Origin of the sequence: Alteromonas sp. ASW11-130, from assembly GCF_026183735.1 — a bacterium.
Lineage (GTDB): Bacteria > Pseudomonadota > Gammaproteobacteria > Enterobacterales > Alteromonadaceae > Alteromonas.
This window is the reverse complement of sequence record NZ_JAPFRE010000045.1, coordinates 118,289-138,680: the sequence shown is the minus strand read 5'-3', so window position 1 is coordinate 138,680 and position 20,392 is coordinate 118,289. Positions and strand designations below refer to the sequence as shown.

General features: G+C 43.5%; 20 protein-coding genes. 5 read left to right on the top strand and 15 right to left on the bottom strand.

Annotated features, from left to right (window positions below):
- Positions 1-82 precede the first annotated feature (82 nt).
- The gene (gene prmA / locus OPS28_RS15775) at positions 83-961 is read right to left on the bottom strand and encodes a 50S ribosomal protein L11 methyltransferase (protein WP_265610424.1); all 879 of its coding nucleotides are present in this window, start codon (positions 959-961) and stop codon (positions 83-85) included.
- 108 nt (positions 962-1,069) lie between these two features.
- Here prmA and OPS28_RS15770 point away from each other — a divergent pair, with 108 nt between their 5' ends.
- Positions 1,070-1,882, top strand: a complete 813-nt coding sequence (locus tag OPS28_RS15770) for a substrate-binding periplasmic protein (protein WP_265610423.1) — start codon at positions 1,070-1,072, stop codon at positions 1,880-1,882.
- Positions 1,860-2,363, top strand: coding sequence for a DUF4920 domain-containing protein (locus OPS28_RS15765; protein WP_265610422.1), 504 nt, complete (start codon positions 1,860-1,862; stop codon positions 2,361-2,363). Before OPS28_RS15770 ends, OPS28_RS15765 begins: the two co-directional genes overlap by 23 nt.
- Before the next feature lie 175 nt (positions 2,364-2,538).
- Here OPS28_RS15765 and OPS28_RS15760 read toward each other — a convergent pair whose 3' ends face one another.
- The 6 genes from OPS28_RS15760 to guaD form a co-directional block, all read right to left on the bottom strand.
- Positions 2,539-4,050, bottom strand: coding sequence for a S10 family peptidase (locus OPS28_RS15760; protein ID WP_265610421.1), 1,512 nt, complete (start codon positions 4,048-4,050; stop codon positions 2,539-2,541).
- Between the two features lie 106 nt (positions 4,051-4,156).
- Positions 4,157-4,450, bottom strand: coding sequence for a high-potential iron-sulfur protein (locus tag OPS28_RS15755; RefSeq protein WP_265610420.1), 294 nt, complete (start codon positions 4,448-4,450; stop codon positions 4,157-4,159).
- Positions 4,451-4,543: 93 nt separating this feature from the next.
- Entirely contained in the window at positions 4,544-4,735 is a 192-nt protein-coding gene (locus OPS28_RS15750; RefSeq protein WP_265610419.1) for a CPXCG motif-containing cysteine-rich protein, read from the bottom strand.
- Between the two features lie 276 nt (positions 4,736-5,011).
- Positions 5,012-6,934: a methyl-accepting chemotaxis protein gene (locus OPS28_RS15745; protein ID WP_265610418.1), complete on the bottom strand. Its 1,923-nt coding sequence runs from the start codon at positions 6,932-6,934 to the stop codon at positions 5,012-5,014.
- Positions 6,935-7,007: 73 nt separating this feature from the next.
- Positions 7,008-7,808 carry a nucleoside-binding protein gene (locus OPS28_RS15740; RefSeq protein ID WP_265610417.1) on the bottom strand — a complete coding sequence of 267 codons (801 nt, stop codon included), beginning with the start codon at positions 7,806-7,808 and terminating at the stop codon, positions 7,008-7,010.
- 109 nt (positions 7,809-7,917) lie between these two features.
- Positions 7,918-9,315, bottom strand: coding sequence for a guanine deaminase (guaD, locus tag OPS28_RS15735; RefSeq protein ID WP_265610416.1), 1,398 nt, complete (start codon positions 9,313-9,315; stop codon positions 7,918-7,920).
- A 173-nt stretch (positions 9,316-9,488) separates the two neighbouring features.
- On the opposite strand from guaD, the gene OPS28_RS15730 reads away from it, so the two are divergent.
- Complete coding sequence (locus OPS28_RS15730; RefSeq protein WP_265610415.1) at positions 9,489-11,627, top strand: exonuclease domain-containing protein; 2,139 nt, start codon at positions 9,489-9,491, stop codon at positions 11,625-11,627.
- Between the two features lie 91 nt (positions 11,628-11,718).
- Here OPS28_RS15730 and OPS28_RS15725 read toward each other — a convergent pair whose 3' ends face one another.
- From OPS28_RS15725 to cutA, 8 genes are all read right to left on the bottom strand, one after another.
- Entirely contained in the window at positions 11,719-12,177 is a 459-nt protein-coding gene (locus OPS28_RS15725; protein WP_265610414.1) for a hypothetical protein, read from the bottom strand.
- Positions 12,178-12,230: 53 nt separating this feature from the next.
- The gene (locus OPS28_RS15720; RefSeq protein WP_265610413.1) at positions 12,231-13,322 is read right to left on the bottom strand and encodes a Gfo/Idh/MocA family protein; all 1,092 of its coding nucleotides are present in this window, start codon (positions 13,320-13,322) and stop codon (positions 12,231-12,233) included.
- A 246-nt stretch (positions 13,323-13,568) separates the two neighbouring features.
- Positions 13,569-14,915, bottom strand: a complete 1,347-nt coding sequence (gene accC, locus OPS28_RS15715) for an acetyl-CoA carboxylase biotin carboxylase subunit (RefSeq protein ID WP_265610412.1) — start codon at positions 14,913-14,915, stop codon at positions 13,569-13,571.
- A 14-nt stretch (positions 14,916-14,929) separates the two neighbouring features.
- On the bottom strand, positions 14,930-15,388 hold the full coding sequence (gene accB / locus OPS28_RS15710; protein ID WP_265610411.1) for an acetyl-CoA carboxylase biotin carboxyl carrier protein: 459 nt from the start codon (positions 15,386-15,388) through the stop codon (positions 14,930-14,932).
- A gap of 16 nt (positions 15,389-15,404) precedes the next feature.
- Positions 15,405-15,842, bottom strand: coding sequence for a type II 3-dehydroquinate dehydratase (aroQ, locus tag OPS28_RS15705; RefSeq protein WP_265610410.1), 438 nt, complete (start codon positions 15,840-15,842; stop codon positions 15,405-15,407).
- A 164-nt stretch (positions 15,843-16,006) separates the two neighbouring features.
- The gene (locus tag OPS28_RS15700) at positions 16,007-16,765 is read right to left on the bottom strand and encodes a M23 family metallopeptidase (RefSeq protein WP_265610409.1); all 759 of its coding nucleotides are present in this window, start codon (positions 16,763-16,765) and stop codon (positions 16,007-16,009) included.
- A 6-nt stretch (positions 16,766-16,771) separates the two neighbouring features.
- On the bottom strand, positions 16,772-18,586 hold the full coding sequence (locus tag OPS28_RS15695) for a protein-disulfide reductase DsbD (protein WP_442864014.1): 1,815 nt from the start codon (positions 18,584-18,586) through the stop codon (positions 16,772-16,774).
- Positions 18,587-18,675: 89 nt separating this feature from the next.
- A complete protein-coding gene (gene cutA, locus OPS28_RS15690; protein ID WP_265610407.1) occupies positions 18,676-18,993 on the bottom strand; it encodes a divalent-cation tolerance protein CutA in 318 nt (105 codons plus the stop codon).
- Positions 18,994-19,420: 427 nt separating this feature from the next.
- Here cutA and OPS28_RS15685 point away from each other — a divergent pair, with 427 nt between their 5' ends.
- Complete coding sequence (locus OPS28_RS15685; protein ID WP_265610406.1) at positions 19,421-19,909, top strand: FxsA family protein; 489 nt, start codon at positions 19,421-19,423, stop codon at positions 19,907-19,909.
- A gap of 190 nt (positions 19,910-20,099) precedes the next feature.
- Entirely contained in the window at positions 20,100-20,390 is a 291-nt protein-coding gene (locus tag OPS28_RS15680) for a co-chaperone GroES (protein ID WP_265610405.1), read from the top strand.
- Positions 20,391-20,392 lie beyond the last annotated feature (2 nt).

The following is a 20,392-nucleotide window of genomic DNA, read 5'->3' as shown; positions in this document are numbered from 1 at the left end:
TAAACGTTCTGCATACGTATGCAAAACGCGTTGGCTGTTGCTCACATGTCTAGGGTTAAACAGGGGCTTATTGATTTATATACTATTTTTTCGTGCCAGAAACGCGTGCCCATTCGCCATCAACAATACTCTTATCTAAAATAAGATCTTTTGTATAAGCCGCCTCGATGGTGCTGACTTGCTCAGCAAGAATACCGGATAAGACGATTAACCCGTTATGTTTGCAGTAACCGGTAATAGTGGTTTGCAATTCAATGAGCGGGCCGGAAAGAATGTTGGCCATTACAATATCGGCTTTTATTCGCGGTTGATCTTGTGGTAGGTAAACGTGTAAGCGCTCGGCTACATCGTTGCGTTTCGCGTTTTCTTTAGACGCAAGCAATGCTTGGGGGTCAATATCTATACCGATGACTTCTTTGGCACCCAATTTAAGCGCCGCTAAAGCCAAAATACCAGAGCCACAACCAAAATCTACGACTACCTTATTTTGTACATCAATTGCGTCTAGCCATTTTAAACACAATGAAGTGGTAGGGTGTGTGCCTGTGCCAAAAGCCAAACCTGGATCCAACATGACGTTAACCGCCTTTGGATCAGGAACGTCTCGCCAACTCGGACAAATCCATAGACGTTCACCAAATCGCATAGGGTGGAAATTATCCATCCATTCCCGCTCCCAATCTTTGTCCTCAAGCGGATCGAGCGCGTACTTGAAGTTGCCGCCCAGTACTTTTGCCTTGCGAAGGTTACTAATAATAGATTGCATATCATCTGCAGCATCAAATAAACCAATGACTTGGGTATCAGGCCATAGCATAACTTCGCCTGGTTTCGGCTCGTACATTGGCGTATCCTTGGCATCAATAAACGTAACAGCTTGCGCGCCATTGGCGCTAAGCACATTACCTATCAGCTCGGCTTGCTCCGCAGAAGAATCTATTTTTAGTTGTAACCAAGGCATGTTATTTCCTATTATTATAAACCGTTGTTATTTTAGCAGCCTGTAAGTTATAAAGGGAATGTTATACTCAAGCTGAGACCGTTTTTGTAACTTTTAAGCGAGTATTTTTTGAAGCGTTTCATTTGCAATTCTCTTTTCATTCTTCTTGCGGTAAGTGCCAGCGCGCAAGCGCGACAAATAGAAGTTGCAGCGGGTTGGGATAAGCCGCCTTATATTATCTCGCGTGGACATACAGGGTTTGAGCTTGAGCTGGTCAAATCCATATTAAACGAACTAGGCCACCAAATGGTGCCAATTTATGTGCCGATGGGACGAATCCCCCGAATGGTTAGTGATGGCAGCGTTGATATTGGCTTAAATATGAATCCCAATCATAAGATTAACAGAGAATTTTTAAGCGAGATTTACATTGCCTATCAAAACGTTGCTGTTTCCTTGACGACACGTAATGTGACAGTAAACTCGCCAGCCGATTTAAAAAATTACACCGTTATAGGCTTTCAAACCGCTAAACGCGTGTTGGGTCAAGAGTATGCCAATGCGGTAAACGAACACGCTGGCTATCTCGAAACGCCCCAACAAAGTAGACAGGTTGCTATGCTAGTGTTAGGCAGTGTTGATGTGGCCGTAATGGATAGAAATATCTTTAGCTTCTTTAAAAGCAAGTTACCCTCCAATCAGCAATTTCCGACCACCATGCACGAGATTTTTCCGATTAACTTTTATCACGCGGGTATTCCGGATCCGGAATTGCGCGCCGAGTTTAACCGGGTGCTAGGTGAAATGATCCAGGATGGACGTTATAAAAGTTTAATCAAACGCTTTCACGTAACCTATTTGCTGGACCGCATTGAGCATCCGATGGAAGAGGAATTCGAACGAAAAATGGAAAAAGCGAATGGCGATGAAAACCTTAAATAAAAAGTATTTAGCGTGTATCAGCTTGGTGTGTTGCATTACGTCAAACATAGTATTTGCTGAAGCGGTGAGATTATCAGAACCTGTGGCTGCCAATACGCAAGCAGAAACCTTCGGCGAACCACTGGATACCAGTGTCAATAAGGTAACGTTAGCACAGCTTTCGCAAACTCCAGTAGCATTTACTAAATCAACTTTTTTGCTCAGTGTTCCTATTGCTAAAGTGTGCCAAAAGAAAGGTTGTTTCTTTATTGCAAGCGATGGCCAGTATCAAATGCGCGTTGCTTTTGATAACTATAGCTTTTTTATTCCAACGGACAGTAGCGGCAAAACAGTAACATTGAATGGCAAGTTGGTTGCTGTGGAACGGAGTGAAGAGCAAGCCGCGCATTTTAATAAAGACACCGGGGGGAAAGCGCAGACACTTCACGCGGGGACGACATACGAAATCAACGCATCTAGTGTGCAAATTCCGAAAGGCTGATTCGTTTGTTTACAAAACGAATCAGCAAACATCTTCACTAGCCTAACTTTTTGACCATCCGGATCTCGGTTGATGTAACCCCACCGATGCATTTTAAAAATGGGCCTGTCAAAAGTTTAGCCACGTGCCTGTAGACATCTAACTTGATGGGTACTGTCCGCTACACGTTGGCACATCACTTATTCATAAAATCACGAATATCTTTCACCAACTGCTCTAGCGAAGGGTGATGGATATACATCATGTGACCCGCTTCATAATACTTCATGGTTACTCGAGAAGTGTCCATTCCATAATGATTCATCGAGTATTCAGTGGCAAAAAAGGGTGTAGCTAAGTCATAATAACCATTGGCAACAAACACTCTGAAATCTTTATTTTGACGCATGGCACGCGACAAATGAGGAGTCGTGGCTAGGAAGCCTTGGCTACGTGGGCTATCTTCGTATAGCCAATCCCAGTTACCGAACACATCACCAGAAAGGATATGGTAAGGATCATCCCGATCAATATTGAGCTCTGATGCCATATAGTGTTGCAGCGCCGCAGTGAAAGCACCATCTATCGCATAGGCGGAGGGGTCGGCCTCAAAACTTTCGCTAACCTGAATTTCATCCTCGCCTAAGTAGCGGCTATCCAAACGACCCACAACCTTTCCTTCTTCTCGCAACAACTCTTTCATAAAGCGAAACTCGTTTATGCGTAAATCGGTCTGTTGTAAATAGCGTTTTGATAAGCCAGTGTATTGATGCAGCTTGTTTATTACAGTGTCGATTTGCGCTTGCTCAGCCAAAGCACCTTTTAGTAAAACGCTAGCATAGTCTGACAAAGCAAAGTTACGCACTTCACCCAAAAAACTTTCTAAATCTTTATATTGAGATTTATTGGGGATGGCATTGTGATACCAAGCGGTTGCCGCATAAGTAGGTAAAAAAGTCATATAAGGTAAGTCATTACCGGCGGTGAAATCACCCGTCTGAAAATCCAGTATTGAAGAGATAAGCAATACGCCGTTTAAATCTATACTTCCCCAGCCTTCCTGTAACTCTTTGACCATGGCTGCTGCACGCGTGGTTCCATAGCTTTCTCCGGCTAAATACTTGGGAGAATTCCAACGCTGGTTGCGCGTAATATAAACCCGTACAAATTCGGCTAGGATTTTGGCATCCTGTTTAACGCCCCAAAAGTCTTTGCCTTCTTTATCACCTAAAGGTTTCGAGTATCCGGTACCTACAGGGTCGATAAAAACTAAATCGGCAATATCTAACAAACTGAAGGGGTTAGTTTCAATCGGGTAAGGCGGCGCTCCCACGCGTTCCGCATCACTGGGTAAAACTACGCGTTTCGGCCCAAACACGCCCATATGCATCCATACACTGGACGAACCAGGGCCACCATTGAATACAAATAATAATGGACGCTCAGCGACATTTTTTACATCGGAGCGGGTGTAAGCGATGCTAAAAATGCTGGCTGCAGGCTTACCTTCTGCATCTTTTAAATGGGTTTCTCCCGCCGTCACTATATAATTGATGCGCGCACCGTTTATTTTAGCCTTATGCTCCGTGGTGGTTACAACCGGCTCAGGGATCGCAGTGGGAGGAACCTCCTCTTTGGCATAGAGAGGAGAAGTTAAAACTGTGAAAGATAGAGCAAAAATTTTTAAATGGTTTTTTATTGTTGTCATGTCAAACGCAATGAATTTGAAAGTACGCTTAACATGCCAGAAATTAAATCGGCCTACAAATGTTTACAAGATGAAGTTCACACTGGTGCGGTATGTGGTCGGCTCACTAGCCAGGTCGTTTCACCCAAGCAGTACACCAACCATCTTTGTTAACCAGTTTACCGGGAAATATAGCGCAGGGGCGATATTGCTCACCCTCCTTGCCCTGAATATACATACAGTTGCCGCATATGGCGTTAGCCTGCGGTGATTTAGGTGTGTATTTTAGGGCTTCTGCTGTGGGATCGCTGGCTTGCAACTGTTCCTGAGCAAATGACCGTAAGGCCGCACTGCCTAAAGTAATGCCCATTAGCGTTTTAGCGGAAGCCTTTAAAAAATGTCTGCGATCATAACCTGCCATTATTTCTACCTCGTAAGAAAAACAAAAATGATTCTCTTTTATAATCTGCCTAAAACAGAAAAACCTGCTTTAAATGAGCAGGTTTTTTTAAATTTACGGGTTTTCCCGTTCAGCACTTATTCTTAGCGTATCACCATCAGTATGAACTGACAATTCAATTGGCTGACAACATACCTGACAGTCAAGCACTTGGGTTTGCCCTATATCGTTCATTTCATCCACTTCTATATCGTTTGGTGCCATACAATGGGGACATGAAAACGACATCGGCCGTGTAAGACTCATATACTATCCTTTCATTGTCATTTCAACTTATTACGGATTTTACCTAGAACCAGATTCAGCGGACAGGCCAAACCACACCAACACAGGCGTTTTATAAGGCCGCCGACACTGCACACAGCTGGTCTTCTTTCAGTTTATTGCGAATGGTATAAGTTTGTAGGTATGCCGCACTATCAATAAAAAAAAGCTGGCTGCACCAAAGAATGCAACCAGCAACCCGTTATGATATGAGCGTTCCGATGGGGTGATATTTACCCCGCTCTTATCAACTAACTATTACTCCAGTGTGAATTGTCCAATACTTTTGTTCAATCGTTCGACCTGTAATTTCAGTTGTGAACATTTATCTTCGCACTTGTGGATATCGCGTTGAGTACTATGTGAAAACTCTGCAATTTCGTTAATATTTTTATTAATTTCGTCTGTCACCGTACTTTGTTCTTCAGTGGCAGCGGCAACAGAAATATTGGTCTGAGAAATAGCCGAAATTTTTTCTGACATGGTGCTGATTGTTGTGCCCGTTTCTTCAACATTGGTTACACTCGAACGGGTCAGTTCTCTGCCGGATTGAATTGAACTTACCGTTTCGTTGGCACTTTTTTCCAATTTAGCAATCATCTCATTAATTTCTTCGGTCGAATGGGCGGTACGTTGAGCTAGCGTTCTTACTTCGTCTGCTACTACTGCGAATCCTCTTCCCTGCTCACCCGCACGCGCGGCTTCTATTGCTGCATTTAACGCCAGAAGATTAGTTTGCTCGGATATGCCCTTGATGACTTCCAGGACGGTGGTTATAGACTTAATTTTATCGGCTAAAGAAGCCACAGATGTAACGGCCTGATCCATCGCAGCGCTCAAGGTAGTGATATCGTGAACAGTCTTCTCGACAATATGTAAACCCGACTCAGACTCTCTTTCTGCTTCACGCGATAGCTCTGCAGCCATGTTCGCGCTACCCGCAATTTCTTGAACCGTGGCCCCCATTTCATTAACCGCCGACGCCACCATTTCAGTGCCTGCTTGCTGTTGATTGGTTTTTTCAGCCGCGCTTTCCATTAATTTATTAACGCTGCTGGAAGCGCTATCAATATCCCATGCCGCTGCTCGCATGTCTAAACACATAGATTGGAGTTTACTGATAAACGTATTAAGTCGCGTCGACAACTCCGCCAACTCTTCCGGCCCGGTTTCAGGTAATCGTGCGGTTAAATCGCCTCCTCTTTGGCTAATATCATCAATCGCTTGAGACACGTCGCCGATGGGCTCAAGAATACGTTTGGTGATAATACCTACTGCCACTAAAAAGGCGGCGGCAATGATAAGAATAATTATAAGGTTACTTATTAACGCAGCGTTAAGGTCGCTATAAAGTTCGGCCTTGGGCAGTTCTGCTACCAAGTACCAGTCGAGACTATTAAGCTGAAGCGAAGCTACCACGTAGTCTTCACCTGATCGTTCAAATGACTCTATGATTAACGTATCAGAACGCGTCAGGTCGGAAGCCACCTGTGAATCATCGATTATTGAAGAGAGCTGCTGTCCGATTTTTTTTGCATCTCTGTGCAGCATAGTTTCACCTGATTTATTAACCAGATAAATTTGACCTGTTTCACCAATTTTGAACCCTTCAATAAGCTTGGTCATCTTCACCAGCGAACGGCCAATTCCTCCGACAGCAATGGGACGGCCGTTTTGCTGAATCGCATAGTTAATAAAAACGGCAGATTGTTTAGTTGTATCATCGATATCGAGACTAAGCGCGTAAGGGATATTTTTTTCTAAAAACGTATAAAGCCATTCGGAATCTTCTGCAGTCGGTGATACTTTTTTTAAGACACCATCTACGTTGTAATAATTTCCCGACTGTGCTGACACAATATATGCGGTTATCGCATCGTTTTGTTGTTTTACATTGCGTAGATAGCGAGATACAGCGTTAAGCTCTGATTGTGGCTCGCCATTCCTCATCCATTCAAGAATGAAAGTATTTTCAGCAATCGACTTTGAGATGATGAGTGATTCTTGCAGCTCCAATTCTATAGCATTGCGGAGCCTCTCTAACGTAGCGGGAAGCTCGCGATCAGCCAACCGCTCATCAATCAAGGTCCTAATATTCACCGCAAAAAATATCGTGCTAATAATCAGGGGTATCAGCAATGCTGAGGCCATACTAGCAACGAGCACCGTTTTTAACTTCATGACGTTTTCCTTTGGCTTTAAGGTATAAACTAATGTGAGTTGGTATTACCCTAAGACTACCAACTACAAGACTTCAAAACCGCCATACCAATAAAAATTGCACTGCTTTCTCATCGGTAGAATCATCGCCTAGTTTGTTTTGCCAGTGTTGATATTCGATCCCCGTAAAAAGCACGTTTTTTTTATTGAATAGCGCCTGTCCAACATCCCAGCGTAATTGAGGTTGCGCCAGTATCCAATGACTGACCTTTCCGCCAAATTCGTTATCGCGGCTGCCGGCATATTCCAGGTGACCCGTGAAGTTGAAAAACTGGTTGCCGATGGTAAAGGGATAATCCCAGTTAAAATCGACTAAAAAACTGTTATCTTCGGTAGGAGCACCACCTCTAGCAACCCCATCGCTATCATCTATGTACGCCATGATGTCAATATTGAAGAAAGTAAAACCAGGAGGTGCGAGAGCTAAGCGAATACCAGGGAGGTACTTTTTCACCTTAGCATCGCCAGCAAAGTTGCCCGCCATCATGATCCCCACATCTTTTACGGGACCAAAAGCCACCTTGTTACCGGTGATCTTTGAAAGACTAAAATTCAGGTATAATTCGGCGTAAAAATCTTGATCATTAAACCCATCTTCTACATCATCGTTAATATAGTCCATGAAAAAAAAGTTATCGCCATATTCCCACCCGCTGGCATGCTGAAGGGTATATGTATCGGTGCTCGCACTAGCGGCAATGGTTTGCGAAAAAATAGGGACATCCAATGTGCCATGTTGATAATGTATTTCGGTTGTACTCCAGATCGCAGCGTGTGAATGTGAGATAGATACTAATGAAATGATTGCTGACACGAGGAATAATTTTATTTTCATTGTGATTCACCAAGTTAAGCGGAGCCAAGGTGCTGCAGACAGCGCGGACGTCTGGTAAACCACTATCGCTATCTGCAGCGTTATTTTATAACGCTTTAGTTTCACTTTGTTAATGGGAGTCGTCGATTAAGTCCAGTGCAGGATGTGACATCTCCCGATTATACACTTCTTCTCCCATCACATAAGTCGCGTGTATATTTCGCTGATCGCCAAGCATCATCATTACAAACAGCTTTTCATGTAATGATGAAGTCTTTGACATTCTATACTGTTGAAAAGGGGTGCCGGCCCAATCCATGACCACAAAATCAGCTTCTTTGTTCTTTTCAAAATTACCAATCTTATCGTCGAGACTTAATGCTTCTGCGCCTCCTAGCGTGGCGAGGTAGTAGCCTTCAAACGCAGATAACTTTTGACTTTGTAACTGGATAACTTTGTAGGCTTCATTAAGGGTTTCCAGCATAGAGAAGCTTGTACCCGCGCCCACGTCTGTTCCAAGCCCCACACGCACGCCGGCATCACGCGCTTCTTTCAATTTAAATAACCCACTGCCGAGAAACAGGTTCGAAGTAGGGCAAAAAGCAATTGATGATTTAGTATCAGCAAGCGTTTTCATTTCTTCATCGTCTAGGTGAATACTATGGGCAAAGATTGACCGTGAACTGGTTAAGTTATAGTGGTCATACACGTCGGTATAGCCTTTACGCTCCGGAAATAAGTCTTTTACCCACGCAATTTCACCTTTATTTTCAGAAAGGTGAGTGTGAATCCAAGTGTCCGGATACTCTTTTTTAAGCTTCTTAGCTTGTTCTAATTGCGCCGGAGTCGAGGTAGGTGCAAAACGCGGGGTAATCGCATAATGTAGACGATGTTTGTTATGCCACTTTTCGATCAACTGCTTTGTTTCTTTGTAGCTCGACTCTGGCGTATCTTGCAGGTAGTCAGGTGCGTTCCTATCCATCATCACCTTACCCGCAATTATACGCATATTTTTTTCTTGTGCTTGTTCAAATAATACATCTACAGACTCTGGATGTACCGTGCCGAATATGAGTGCTGAGGTGGTGCCATTGCTAAGAAGCTCGTGCAGGAAGACTTCTGACACCTCCGCGGCATACTTTTTATCTTTAAATTGTTTCTCGGTGGGAAAGGTGTACTTTTTCAACCAATCTAACAACTGCTCGCCGAACGCCGCAATCATTTCGGTTTGCGGATAATGGATATGGGTATCGACAAATCCTGGCATGATTAATTTGCCAGACATATCCTTCACCTCGACACCGTCATATTTTTTTAACAAATCTGAGGCCTTGCCAACAGCATCGACTTTACCATCTTTGACAACAAGAATGCCGTCCTCAAAGTATTCGTAACTTTCTGCTTCGTTTTCATGTAACGCAGGGTTAGCTTTAAAATGAAGAATACTGCCTCGGAATGCTTCCGTCTCCGCAAAAGCGGTAATAGGTAGGGTGATAAATAGCAAAGTAAACAATAGCCTACATTTCATAAGGGCACCTATGTGAGTTAGAGTGTACGTAGATCGTGATGGAAAAATAAGTGTAGACACTAGGCTTGTTTTTGCAAATTAGTTGATATATAGCGCATAAATGTAGCAGTAGGATTAAATATACCGTAGAATGCTGTATAAATATACATGAACGCATTGCCTTCTGTGACGCTATGAGAAAGACGCTACCTACCTTTTATTATTTAACCCATTTTCATGAATTTCTCAGCTTCTTCGATGGGGTGAACAGCGCGTTATTGGACGAAACTACGCTGGCGTTTATAGCGGAATTTAGAGCCTTAAGCCACAATCAACAATGCATTATTGCGCGAGCGGCCAATCGGAAATACGCCGTGATAAATCGTTATCATTTTAACTATGAAGAAATCGCAGATCCGCAACTAAGAATAGATGAGTTAGTTGAGCAACAATGGTTTTGCGACCTTTCCGTGGCGAAAGCGCAGGACGTGGCCGCAGTAATGGTGAAAAATGAGTTAATTTCATTGGTTAGGCAACTGACAACTGAACCTGTCAGTGCGTCACTGAAGAAAAGCCAGCTTAGCCAGCTTCTTATGGAGCAAGTAGCGTTAAAAGGTTGGCCCGAGACGTTTTCTCAGGAAAGCTTTTTAGTGCGCGCTTTTGACCATTCTTTCAGGTATTTATTGTTCGTGTATTTTGGCCATACAAATGGCCGTTTGAACCAATTTTCATTGCGCGATTTAGGGGTAATGCGCACACGTAGTGATAACGCCTTTGAACAGCTGCGTTTTAGCAACAAAGACGATGCGCAGGCAGCGTTTTTCTATGCTATGCAACTTGAACAGATGCCATTTTGGCATCAACACCAGCTAAACACAGCGTCCTTCTCTGCTCCCTCTGAAGCGCAGTCTCTCTTAGCTGTACAATGGCAAGAAAAGTATCAATATGCGCTTTCAATGCAATTATTAAGTGTAGATTATGACACTGGTCTGCGGCTTCTCGCCAATACCCCGGGAGATAAGGCCAAAGAAAAATGGATACGTGAAGCGTATAAACATGGTCAAAAAGAAAAAGTAAAAGCTGAATTAGAAAATATCATTGATTCGCCCCCTTCGGATACCTTATTAAATTTTGCTGAAGATTTTTTGGCCCGCAAGTACATGAAAAAGCGCACGAGCGCGTTAACCGATATGTTACGCGCTGCGTCACGCACGCTAAAGCTGGATATCAGTCAAAATGCAAGTGTCGAATCGGGAGTTATGGCGTTGTACCGACGACAAGGGATAACCGCTTACAGAACGGAAAACCAATTGTGGCGAAGCTTGTTTGGATTGATTTTTTGGCAGATTTTATTTGAACAAGACGAGTTTGTGAATGAATTTGACCGTAGACCTGTTTGCTTAAAAGAAAATACCTTTTATCAGCGTTACCATACGCATATCGAAGCGACGTTAGCGCAGGTTAATTCCTTGACTGAGTTAAAGAAACACCTTCTTAACATTGCCGGCAGTCGCTACGGACAGCCGAATGCTTTGTTTATTTGGTCTCATAAACTGTTAGAGCCTATCAATGCGCTACTAGAACACTGTGAACTATCGCATCTATTCGATTTTCTACGCATGATGTGTCGGGATTTCCACAGTTTGCAAGATGGTTTTCCCGACATAATGGTCATCGAACATGACGTGATACGTTTTGAAGAAATTAAAGCACCTGGCGATCAGTTAAGACGCAATCAGCTTATTTCCATCCAGCGTCTACAGCAGGCCGGATTTACCGTTCAAATAAGTGCTGTGGAATGGTATTTTGACCCAGCCCAACCCTATGTGGTCGTAGATATTGAAACAACCGGCGGGAAAGCAGAACATCACCGAATAACCGAAATTGGCATGATTAAATTGATTGGTGGGGAAGAAGTCGACCGTTGGCAAAGCTTACTCAATCCCCAGCGGCGAATTCCTTTTTCCATTACTGAGTTAACAGGTATTACTAACGAAATGGTGGCTGAAGCGCCCCTTTTTGCCGAAATTGCTCACGAAATTGATGAGTTTACCCAGGATTGTGTATTTGTTGCGCATAACGTAAATTTCGATTATGGGTTCATACGGCAAGAGTTTGCACGGTTAGAGCTACCCTTCAGACGTGCCAAACTTTGTACGGTCAGAGAGATGAGAAAAGTCAACCCGGGCCTTCGCTCCTATTCATTAGCGGCCCTCACACAGACATTTGATATAAAAATGGACCGCCATCATAGGGCACTATCTGACGCCAAAGCTGCCGCCGAACTACTGAAAATCGTGTTGCAGAAAAGAGGTAATATCAATCTGTCATAATAGGAGCTCAGTTATCGCGCCTTAATGAAATATATATTCTTCTTTATGTTAGCTTGTCACACATCAACACGCTCTAGTATAGCATTCTGCGCTATGAACCGACCTTTGTAGACTTTGCCGAGTCCGGCTTGTGTTTATCCATTGTAAACGCGGGCAACAGGTACGCCATTAATCGGCGTTTCCAGTCAGCCGGTAATAAATTAATGGACGCTAAATCGGCATCATTTCGTACAACACTTTCCATTATCACAGCATAATACCTATTGCCTTCCAATAACATGTCCACACGCGTAAATATGCTTTCAATCATTTCATCCGCAGGGACGCTGAGGTTGGTCAATGCATAATCTGTTAGATAAGTTTTTATGGTGGGATCAAGTTCCTTTTGTATATCCAAAAGCGGTGTTTGTCCAGTATAGTAGGAGAGGCGCGTAGACAGCGTCCGGCGTTCACTTTCCGGCATGAAAATCATCGCAAGTGCAAGATGTATAGCGAAAGGCAGCTTGTAAAAGGGTAGCCGCTCAATAACCATTTTAACGTGTTCGGACATTTTAGTGAGTTTTTTTACTCCGTTTAGCCAATGTTACCCACTTGAAAAGGCCATTAGATCAGTACTGATTGGCCATTTTTAGCTGCTTTAAAGATAGCTTGGATTATTAGAATATCTCTCAGCCCCTCTTCTCCAGGCACTAAAGCCGGCCCCTTGTTTAGTATTGCTAATGCATCGTTATCCATTTGCAGCGTCTGCTGCATACTGGATATGGGGGGAAGCACGGTGCCGTCACTCAGTTTTGCCGTAACGCCGGAATACGCCTGCATGGGTCTTAACGAGTAGTGTCCCTTTTCACACTGCACATCTAATCGATTAAACGATTTCACCACACTGGTACCGCATTTTGCCACCAGCCCATTCTTGAATTCCAAATTAAAATAAGTGGTTTCATCGACTTCAGTAAAAATATTGGGGTGTGATTTTTCATGATGGCCTGTAACTGCAACCGGTTCCATACCAGTGATAAATCGCGCGCCATTAAGAGGGTAAACACCCATATCATAAAGCGCTCCCCCTCCCATTTCTTTTTGCATGCGCCAATTATGGGGGGGGCGCCCCTTGCCTGCGTAGCCAGCAAAACTTTCAATATGTTTAAATCGACCAAAAGGCATGGTGTCTTGTAATAACGCGAGTTGACGGGTGTTAGGCTCATGCTGCATACGATAACCAATCGCCAACTTGACGTCATTCTTATTACAGACATCAATGATGCTTTGGCATTCTGCTTCATCCATTGCCATGGGCTTTTCACACCACACATGCTTTCCAGCCGACGCTGCCATCTCTGAATATTTTCTATGTAAACCAGTTGGCGTAACTATATACACAATATCTATATCAGGATTATTAGCAATTTCCGGTAAATTGTCGTAAGAATATACGTTCTTATCTGGGATATTATATTGTCTTTGCCAGCTAGAAATTTTTTCCGGACTTCCAGTGACGATGCCGCGTAACTCGCAATGCTGTGTGTCTTGCAGGGCTGGCGCTAGCAGTCTCGTGCTATAACTTCCAAGTCCAAGCAGCGCAACACCTAGTTTTCGTGTGGTCGTGGGGGTATTGGCCAATATTCCACGCGACCTGGCTAACGCGATTCCCGCTGCTAACGACGCTAAAAACTGCCGTCGGGTGAAAGATCCCATAATACGACCCCGTTTTAATTATAAATTACATAAATTTAATTTATTGAAGAGAACTGCTGTTATCAACAGGCGTATACATTTATGCACTGTTGAAGGTGCGTACGCGTTCTTGCAATTTTGGCTCGTCTCCCCGACGAGCCTTTTTTATGTACGGCATAAACGGGAAAAGCGACCATGCGAAAGGGTGGAAGGCAGAAGCTAAATGTTATCCTCTAATAAAAAGCCCGGAATCCCGGGCTAAATAGTTTATTTTGACATACCTAACTTTTTTTCCAGATAGTGGATATTAGTACCACCTGCGAAAAAGTTTTCATCGGCCATAATTTTTCGTTGCAGTGGAATGTTCGTCTTTATGCCTTCTATCACTAATTCATCCAACGCATGACGCATACGGGCAATGGCTTCATCCCGACTCTCACCATAAGTGATAAGTTTGCCAATCATTGAATCATAATAAGGCGGCACTGAATAACCAGCGTAGATATGAGAATCCCAGCGTACCCCTAAGCCTCCAGGGGAGTGAAACATATCAATTTTTCCAGGACTAGGCACGAAGTTATCTGGATCTTCTGCATTGATACGGCACTCAACTGCGTGTCCGCGTATTTGAATTTGCGATTGATCAATTGACAATGGCTGACCTGCAGCAATGCGAAGCTGCTCTTTAATTAAGTCGACGCCAGTGATCATTTCAGTAACGGGGTGTTCAACCTGAATACGAGTATTCATTTCGATGAAGTAAAATTCGCCATTTTCATACAAGAATTCAAAAGTACCCGCTCCCCGATACCCAATTTCGATACAGGCGCGGCGGCAACGATCACCAATTTTACTACGCATTTGTTCAGACACACCTGGAGCAGGCGCTTCTTCTACTACTTTTTGATGGCGGCGTTGCATTGAACAATCACGTTCACCTAAATGAATAGCGTTACCCTGACCATCAGCTAATACCTGAATCTCAACGTGGCGCGGATTCTCAAGGAATTTTTCCATATAGACAGTAGCGTTACCGAACGCCGCCGCTGCTTCTGCTTTGGTCGTTTCGATTGCTCGAACAAGTTCGCTCTCGCTTCGGACCACTCGCATTCCACGGCCCCCGCCACCACCGGCGGCTTTTACGATAATCGGATAGCCGATTCGTTTGGCGATACTTTTGTTGCGTTCTTCGTCATCATTGAGCGGGCCGTCGGAGCCAGGAACGCACGGCACCCCGGCCTTTTTCATTGAGTTAATCGCGGATACTTTGTCACCCATCAAATCGATCGTATCTGCTGTAGGGCCAATAAAAATAAAACCACTTTTTTCCACTGCCTCAGCGAAATCAGCGTTTTCTGCTAAAAAGCCGTAACCCGGGTGGATAGCAATTGAATTAGTGACTTCTGCTGCTGCGATTATGCGAGGAATATTCAGATAACTATCGGTTGCTGAATTGCCCCCGATACAAATAGATTCATCAGCTAACAGAACGTGTTTTAGATTGCGATCTGCGGTGGAGTGTACGGCAACGGTTTTGATGCCAAGCTCCTTACAGGCTCGCAATATACGCAGTGCAATTTCACCACGATTTGCTATGAGCACTTTATCTAACATAATGATAAACCCGCTTATTCGATAACGAACATTGGTTGATCAAATTCTACTGGGTCTTGGTTCTCTACCAGAATTTCTTTGATAACACCTGCTTTATCAGCTTCAATTTGATTCATCATTTTCATAGCTTCAACGATACATAGCGTATCGCCAACATTCACTGACTGACCCACCTCAACAAACGGTTTGGCGGTAGGTGAGGAAGAGCGATAAAACGTCCCTACCATGGGTGATTTAACCACATGGCCTGACGGCGCCACAGGTGCACTCGCTTCTGACACGGGAAGTGGAGCTGATGATGCTTGTGGCGGCGGCGCTGCTGCTGCATAGTTATATTGAGGAGGCGGCATCATCGGCTGACCAGTCGGGCCACGATGGATGCGTACTGATTCTTCACCTTCGGTAATTTCCAACTCAGCAATGCCTGATTCTTCGACCAGTTCAATCAGTTTTTTAATCTTTCTAATATCCATGTTCTGTCTCTGTCAGTTAGTTCGATTTAAATTGTGTAACAGCTGCAGTTAATGCAAGTTGATAGCCTATACTACCCATCCCTACTAAAACTCCAGCGGCGATGTCTGAAAAATACGAATTATGTCTAAAGTTTTCGCGTGCATGTATGTTTGACAAGTGCACTTCGTAAAAGGGAATAGCTACACTGAGTAGTGCATCCCTCATCGCTATACTGGTGTGGGTGAATGCGCCCGGGTTGATGATAATAGCGTCTGCTTTTCCATAAGATTGCTGTATGCAATCAATCAATTCGTGTTCTGCATTGGACTGGAAATGCTCAACGGACACATTATGGCTATGCGCGTGAGCTTCAATACCCTTCACTATTTGAGCAAGGGTTTGAGAACCGTATTTCTCCGGTTCCCGGCGACCTAACATATTTAGATTAGGACCATTAATAAGCAGAATATTCATTAAAATGCAGCTATCTTCCGGTAAATCGGGGAGTATTTCCCATTCCAACAAATTTTTTCGCAAGTTGCACGAAAAAAAAGCAATTGAACAAAAACTTTTTAAATTGACGATCGATTATAGACAGAAATGAAGATTTAGCAGCAAAATACTGGTCTAATCAGCCATTATCGCCGAAAATTGAGCTTTGAGTGTGATTGCTTAAATCTAAATTTAACAGATTGGTATTTACCGTGGGGTAGCGCTTTATAAACGCCAAAGTGTAAGTGGGGTAGGGAAGAAAAGCCCGTATTGCCTGACTTTGCAATAGTTTGGCCCTGTTCGACAATATCTCCCCGCTTAACCAACACCCCATTATGTTTCAGGTGGTAGTATTCGCCAGTGGTACCATCGTCATGCAATATCACCACATAATTTGCATAGGTCGCGTATTTTTTAGATGGACCGCCAGTATCGAACGATTCCTCGAGATCAATGACTTTCCCTCCTCGCGCAGCCAATACTCGCGTACCTATTGGGGCGGCAAAATCAATAGCGTAGCGAGATGCACCCTGGTGACTATATTCGCCATTGAAACCCTGCACCACGTTAAGGTTATTTTGTTCAAGTGGGTAGCCATACTCAACACTATTATCATGCTTTGCATTTAATTTACCCGCCGTCCAATTAACGCGCATAGTGTTCCAAAATTCTGTTGGCGAACTAATGTTTCCCAATTTATGGGATTTTGTATCCGTTAAAGATAGCGTGACTTCTGCGGGTTCTAGGGCGGACGACGTCACGGTGATGACAGCCGGAAGTTCATGCTGTAATTGAATATTCACGGACCCGTCGTTCGTGGTAATGCAAAACCAATCATCAAAGCATCCAGGCTCGGCTTGTACGCTACCCATGAACAAAATTAAGCAGGCTAGAGGCAGTTTCATAACAGGTTACTCATCAGTTTCCGAACGCGATAAAGCTTCTTCTACATGTTTCGCAAAGGGCTCTGCACGCATAAAACCAGTAACGCGTGATTGCTTTAATTCATTACCCTTATTGTCAAAAAATAAAATGGTGGGTAAACCAAGGATGTCGAAGTGCTCCTGAAATGCCAAATTAGTCGGTGTGTTGTCAGTCAAATCGATCTGCATCCAATCAGTGTGTGCCAGCGCGCTTTGCACGCGGGCATCTGAGAACGTATATTTTTCAAATTCTTTACACGCCACGCACCAGTCCGCGTACAAATCAACCATAACCGACTTATTCTGAGCGTTGGCCTTCGCCAATTTCTGGGTAAAGTCTTCTAAGTTTTTAACCACTATAAACTCAGGATGTCCGACAGAACTCGTAGTGCTAGTGTTTGAGCTGAGATTGACCGCCAATGAACTTACTTTGTATAGAGATTGGTATCCCATTAATACACTAGCAAACAGTCCAACGAAAATAATCGCTGTACGTATGCCTTTCATAAATGTTGGTGCTGTATTCTGGTTGGTGACCTGATAGTACGAAAACGTTGCTAGCCCGAGTGCAGCCCACATCAGCTCTGTATAAACGTTATTCCATAACCGCTCGATGAAAAACAAGGCTACAGCTAACATCATAAACCCGAACGTGATTTTGACTACGTTCATCCAGTTACCTGCTTTGGGTAACAGTTTGCCGCCACTCATGCCAAATAAAATAAGCGGTATACCCATCCCCACACTTAGCACATACAACGATATAAAGCCTAAAAACATATCGCCAGTTTGGGCAATAAACAAAAGAATACCTGTAAGCGGCGCGGTAGTGCAGGGGGAGGCAATCAGGCCAGAAAGTACACCCATCACAAATACCCCACCCAGTTTGCCACGGGATTGGGAGTTACTTAAATTGTTAAGCTTTTCCTGCCACGTAGCAGGTAGTTGCAAATTGTATGCACCAAACATGGCAAAGGCGAGTAGAATAAAAATTACAATAAATGTGGCGAGAATGGCAGGATGCTGAAGTGCAGCCTGAAACTGAACGCCCGCGGAAGCGACAGCTAACCCTAGCAAAGAATACGTAATCGCCATACCCTGCACATAGACGAAAGACAGAGTGAAACTATGCGCAATCGAAGCGTTTTTACCCTGGCCTAAGATGATGCCCGACAAAATGGGATACATGGGGAAAACGCAGGGAGTAAATGCCAGCCCGATTCCTAGTGCAAGAAACAACAATAAGGTTATTAATAAATCGTCTTCAGTCAGTCTTTCTGCCAAATCATATTGGTGGGACTGAAAGGTTGGCGTCATGGCGCCGGTGTCTGCAGGATCATCGTTTGCATCTGTAACGCCCGTTTTAGAAAGGTAAATAACCTTGGTAGTGGGGGGATAACATAATCCAGCCTCCGCGCACCCTTGAAAGCGCAACTTAACGACGCTGTCCTGTTCAGCATGGTTGATTGGGTAGCGAAAAGTGACCTGGTCATAATACACTTCGGTTAAGCCAAAAAACTCATCTTCTTTTTCTTTTGCTGGAGGAAATTGAGCTTCACCTAATTCGGCATTTTTTGTAACCGTTTTAAATTGATGTTTATATAAATAGTAGCCCTCAGCGATAGTAAACTTAATTTGTAGTTCGCCCTCCTGTTGAATGAAATCAAACATGAAGGCTTGGTCCACGGGAAGAAATTCAGGCTCATCATAAAACATGTCACCAAATTGGTCATTTGCAGAAACCTGAGCGTAACAGGAATAGGTTATGAACAGGGCAAACATAAATAAAAATACATGTTTCAGTTTCATTAATTACATCTCTACTTTTTATCTTGTACGTCTAATAACGTGATTGTTATTTATTTAGTTAACGAGCTTTAGTCTTTAGCGTCTTACGAATTCGTCTGCTCGCGAATCCAGCTGATGTAAGCATCGCTGCCCTGTGCGTCAGGAATAACTAGCCACTCTGGTACATCGTAGGGATGTTGCTCGCTTACCACTACAAACGCATTTTCGACATTATCGGTAACCGTTTTAATAATTAGCTGACATTCACTGTCTGTGACGACTTTTTCTTCCCAGCGGTACACGGTAGTCACTTTAGGTATTACTTTAACGCAAGCAGCCAGTTTTTTTTCTACAAGTGAGGTGGCTAGTTTTTTCGCTAGATTTTCTTCTGGTACGGTGCAAAACACAACACAGACGGACATGATTCGACCCTTATAAAAAGTTGAAAGAGCGGTTATTAGCTTAGCACGATATACCAGTTCGCATCGATGAACGAACGTTTAGCGCTACACGTTTTCTGTTTAAAACATACCAATGAACTAACGTTGAAACTGTGTAAACTCAGATATATGTGTCCTTTTAAAACGCTGAATCAGGCTTGGCAATAACGAAAAGGAATTGATTTAGTCTGTCTTACATCGTCTTAAATAGTGTCAGCATGCTTATTACCCCTCAGCGCTGATTAGATAAATTATTCTTTTTTGTCCAATGATCATCAAGGGTGATAATAAGCAAGACCGCTAAAGTTCGCATTATCGTTCAATTATCGCTAATTCCGGGTAGGTGGTTGTCATTTTAAAAACCTACCCCATTTCTATTAGTTAATATTATTTTTCTGGGGTTATAGCTTTGCGCAACTTGTTTCTATTATTCGCCATAATGCCTATTATCGAAATAGCAGTGTTAGTTCAGGTGGGCGATGTTATCGGTGGTTGGAATACTATTGCTCTGGTGTTGATTAGTGCGTTTGTGGGCGCATACTTTGTGCGCCGGGAAGGGGTGAATACGCTTAAAACAGCTCAGCAAAAAATGCAGTCTAATCAAATCCCCGGCCAGGAAATGCTAGAAGGGTTGATGCTGGTTGTCGCGGGCGTTTTGTTGGTTACACCTGGCTTTATTACAGATACGTTTGGTTTACTGTTAGTACTGCCTCCTTCGCGAAAGTTCTTTGCGCAGAAGCTTAAAAAGCACCTGTCTATGCAAGTAGTAACTGGCGCATCCTTTCATTCACACGAACACTATAAAGCCTCTTCACACCCTCAAGACAAGGACAGTGATATTATAGAAGGGGAATATCAGGATAAATCAGATACCAACAATAATAAGCGACTGGATTAAATTTTTTTATATTTTTTTTGTTGTCCCCCTTGAGATCGTTTCGCGATTACCCCATTTAACCACGCAGAAACAAATTACGTTGGCTTATGGATTTAGCTATAAGCCGACAACCGTAAAAGCTTTATGCCTGACGGGTATTTAAAGCACACTTGAAACTTAGAAAATAGTTGGATTTTCAGGAGACTTGAAAATGGCAATTCGTCCTTTACATGACCGCGTTATCATCAAACGTGCTGAGCAAGAAACCAAATCTGCTGGTGGTATTGTGTTGACTGGTTCCGCAGCAGAAAAATCGACCCGTGGCGAAGTAATCGCTGTAGGTAATGGTCGCATTCTAGACAACGGCGACGTGAAAGCTTTGGATGTAAAAGTTGGCGATACCGTTATTTTTAATGATGGTTATGGCGTCAAAACTGAAAAGCTAGACGGCGAAGAAGTGCTGATCGTAAGCGAAAGCGACATCCTGGCGATTGTCGAGTAATC

Excerpts from the sequence above, each read along its gene's own strand:
- OPS28_RS15730 (WP_265610415.1), top strand. The coding sequence starts at position 9,489 with ATGAGAAAGACGCTACCTACCTTTTATTATTTAACCCATTTTCATGAA.
- OPS28_RS15755 (WP_265610420.1), bottom strand. The coding sequence starts at position 4,450 with ATGGCAGGTTATGATCGCAGACATTTTTTAAAGGCTTCCGCTAAAACG.
- aroQ (WP_265610410.1), bottom strand. The coding sequence starts at position 15,842 with ATGAATATTCTGCTTATTAATGGTCCTAATCTAAATATGTTAGGTCGC.
- prmA (WP_265610424.1), bottom strand. The coding sequence starts at position 961 with ATGCCTTGGTTACAACTAAAAATAGATTCTTCTGCGGAGCAAGCCGAG.
- OPS28_RS15720 (WP_265610413.1), bottom strand. The coding sequence starts at position 13,322 with ATGGGATCTTTCACCCGACGGCAGTTTTTAGCGTCGTTAGCAGCGGGA.
- accC (WP_265610412.1), bottom strand. The coding sequence starts at position 14,915 with ATGTTAGATAAAGTGCTCATAGCAAATCGTGGTGAAATTGCACTGCGT.
- cutA (WP_265610407.1), bottom strand. The coding sequence starts at position 18,993 with ATGTCCGTCTGTGTTGTGTTTTGCACCGTACCAGAAGAAAATCTAGCG.
- OPS28_RS15680 (WP_265610405.1), top strand. The coding sequence starts at position 20,100 with ATGGCAATTCGTCCTTTACATGACCGCGTTATCATCAAACGTGCTGAG.
- OPS28_RS15750 (WP_265610419.1), bottom strand. The coding sequence starts at position 4,735 with ATGAGTCTTACACGGCCGATGTCGTTTTCATGTCCCCATTGTATGGCA.
- OPS28_RS15765 (WP_265610422.1), top strand. The coding sequence starts at position 1,860 with ATGGCGATGAAAACCTTAAATAAAAAGTATTTAGCGTGTATCAGCTTG.
- OPS28_RS15725 (WP_265610414.1), bottom strand. The coding sequence starts at position 12,177 with ATGTCCGAACACGTTAAAATGGTTATTGAGCGGCTACCCTTTTACAAG.
- accB (WP_265610411.1), bottom strand. The coding sequence starts at position 15,388 with ATGGATATTAGAAAGATTAAAAAACTGATTGAACTGGTCGAAGAATCA.
- OPS28_RS15740 (WP_265610417.1), bottom strand. The coding sequence starts at position 7,808 with ATGAAAATAAAATTATTCCTCGTGTCAGCAATCATTTCATTAGTATCT.
- OPS28_RS15700 (WP_265610409.1), bottom strand. The coding sequence starts at position 16,765 with ATGAAACTGCCTCTAGCCTGCTTAATTTTGTTCATGGGTAGCGTACAA.
- OPS28_RS15745 (WP_265610418.1), bottom strand. The coding sequence starts at position 6,934 with ATGAAGTTAAAAACGGTGCTCGTTGCTAGTATGGCCTCAGCATTGCTG.
- OPS28_RS15760 (WP_265610421.1), bottom strand. The coding sequence starts at position 4,050 with ATGACAACAATAAAAAACCATTTAAAAATTTTTGCTCTATCTTTCACA.
- guaD (WP_265610416.1), bottom strand. The coding sequence starts at position 9,315 with ATGAAATGTAGGCTATTGTTTACTTTGCTATTTATCACCCTACCTATT.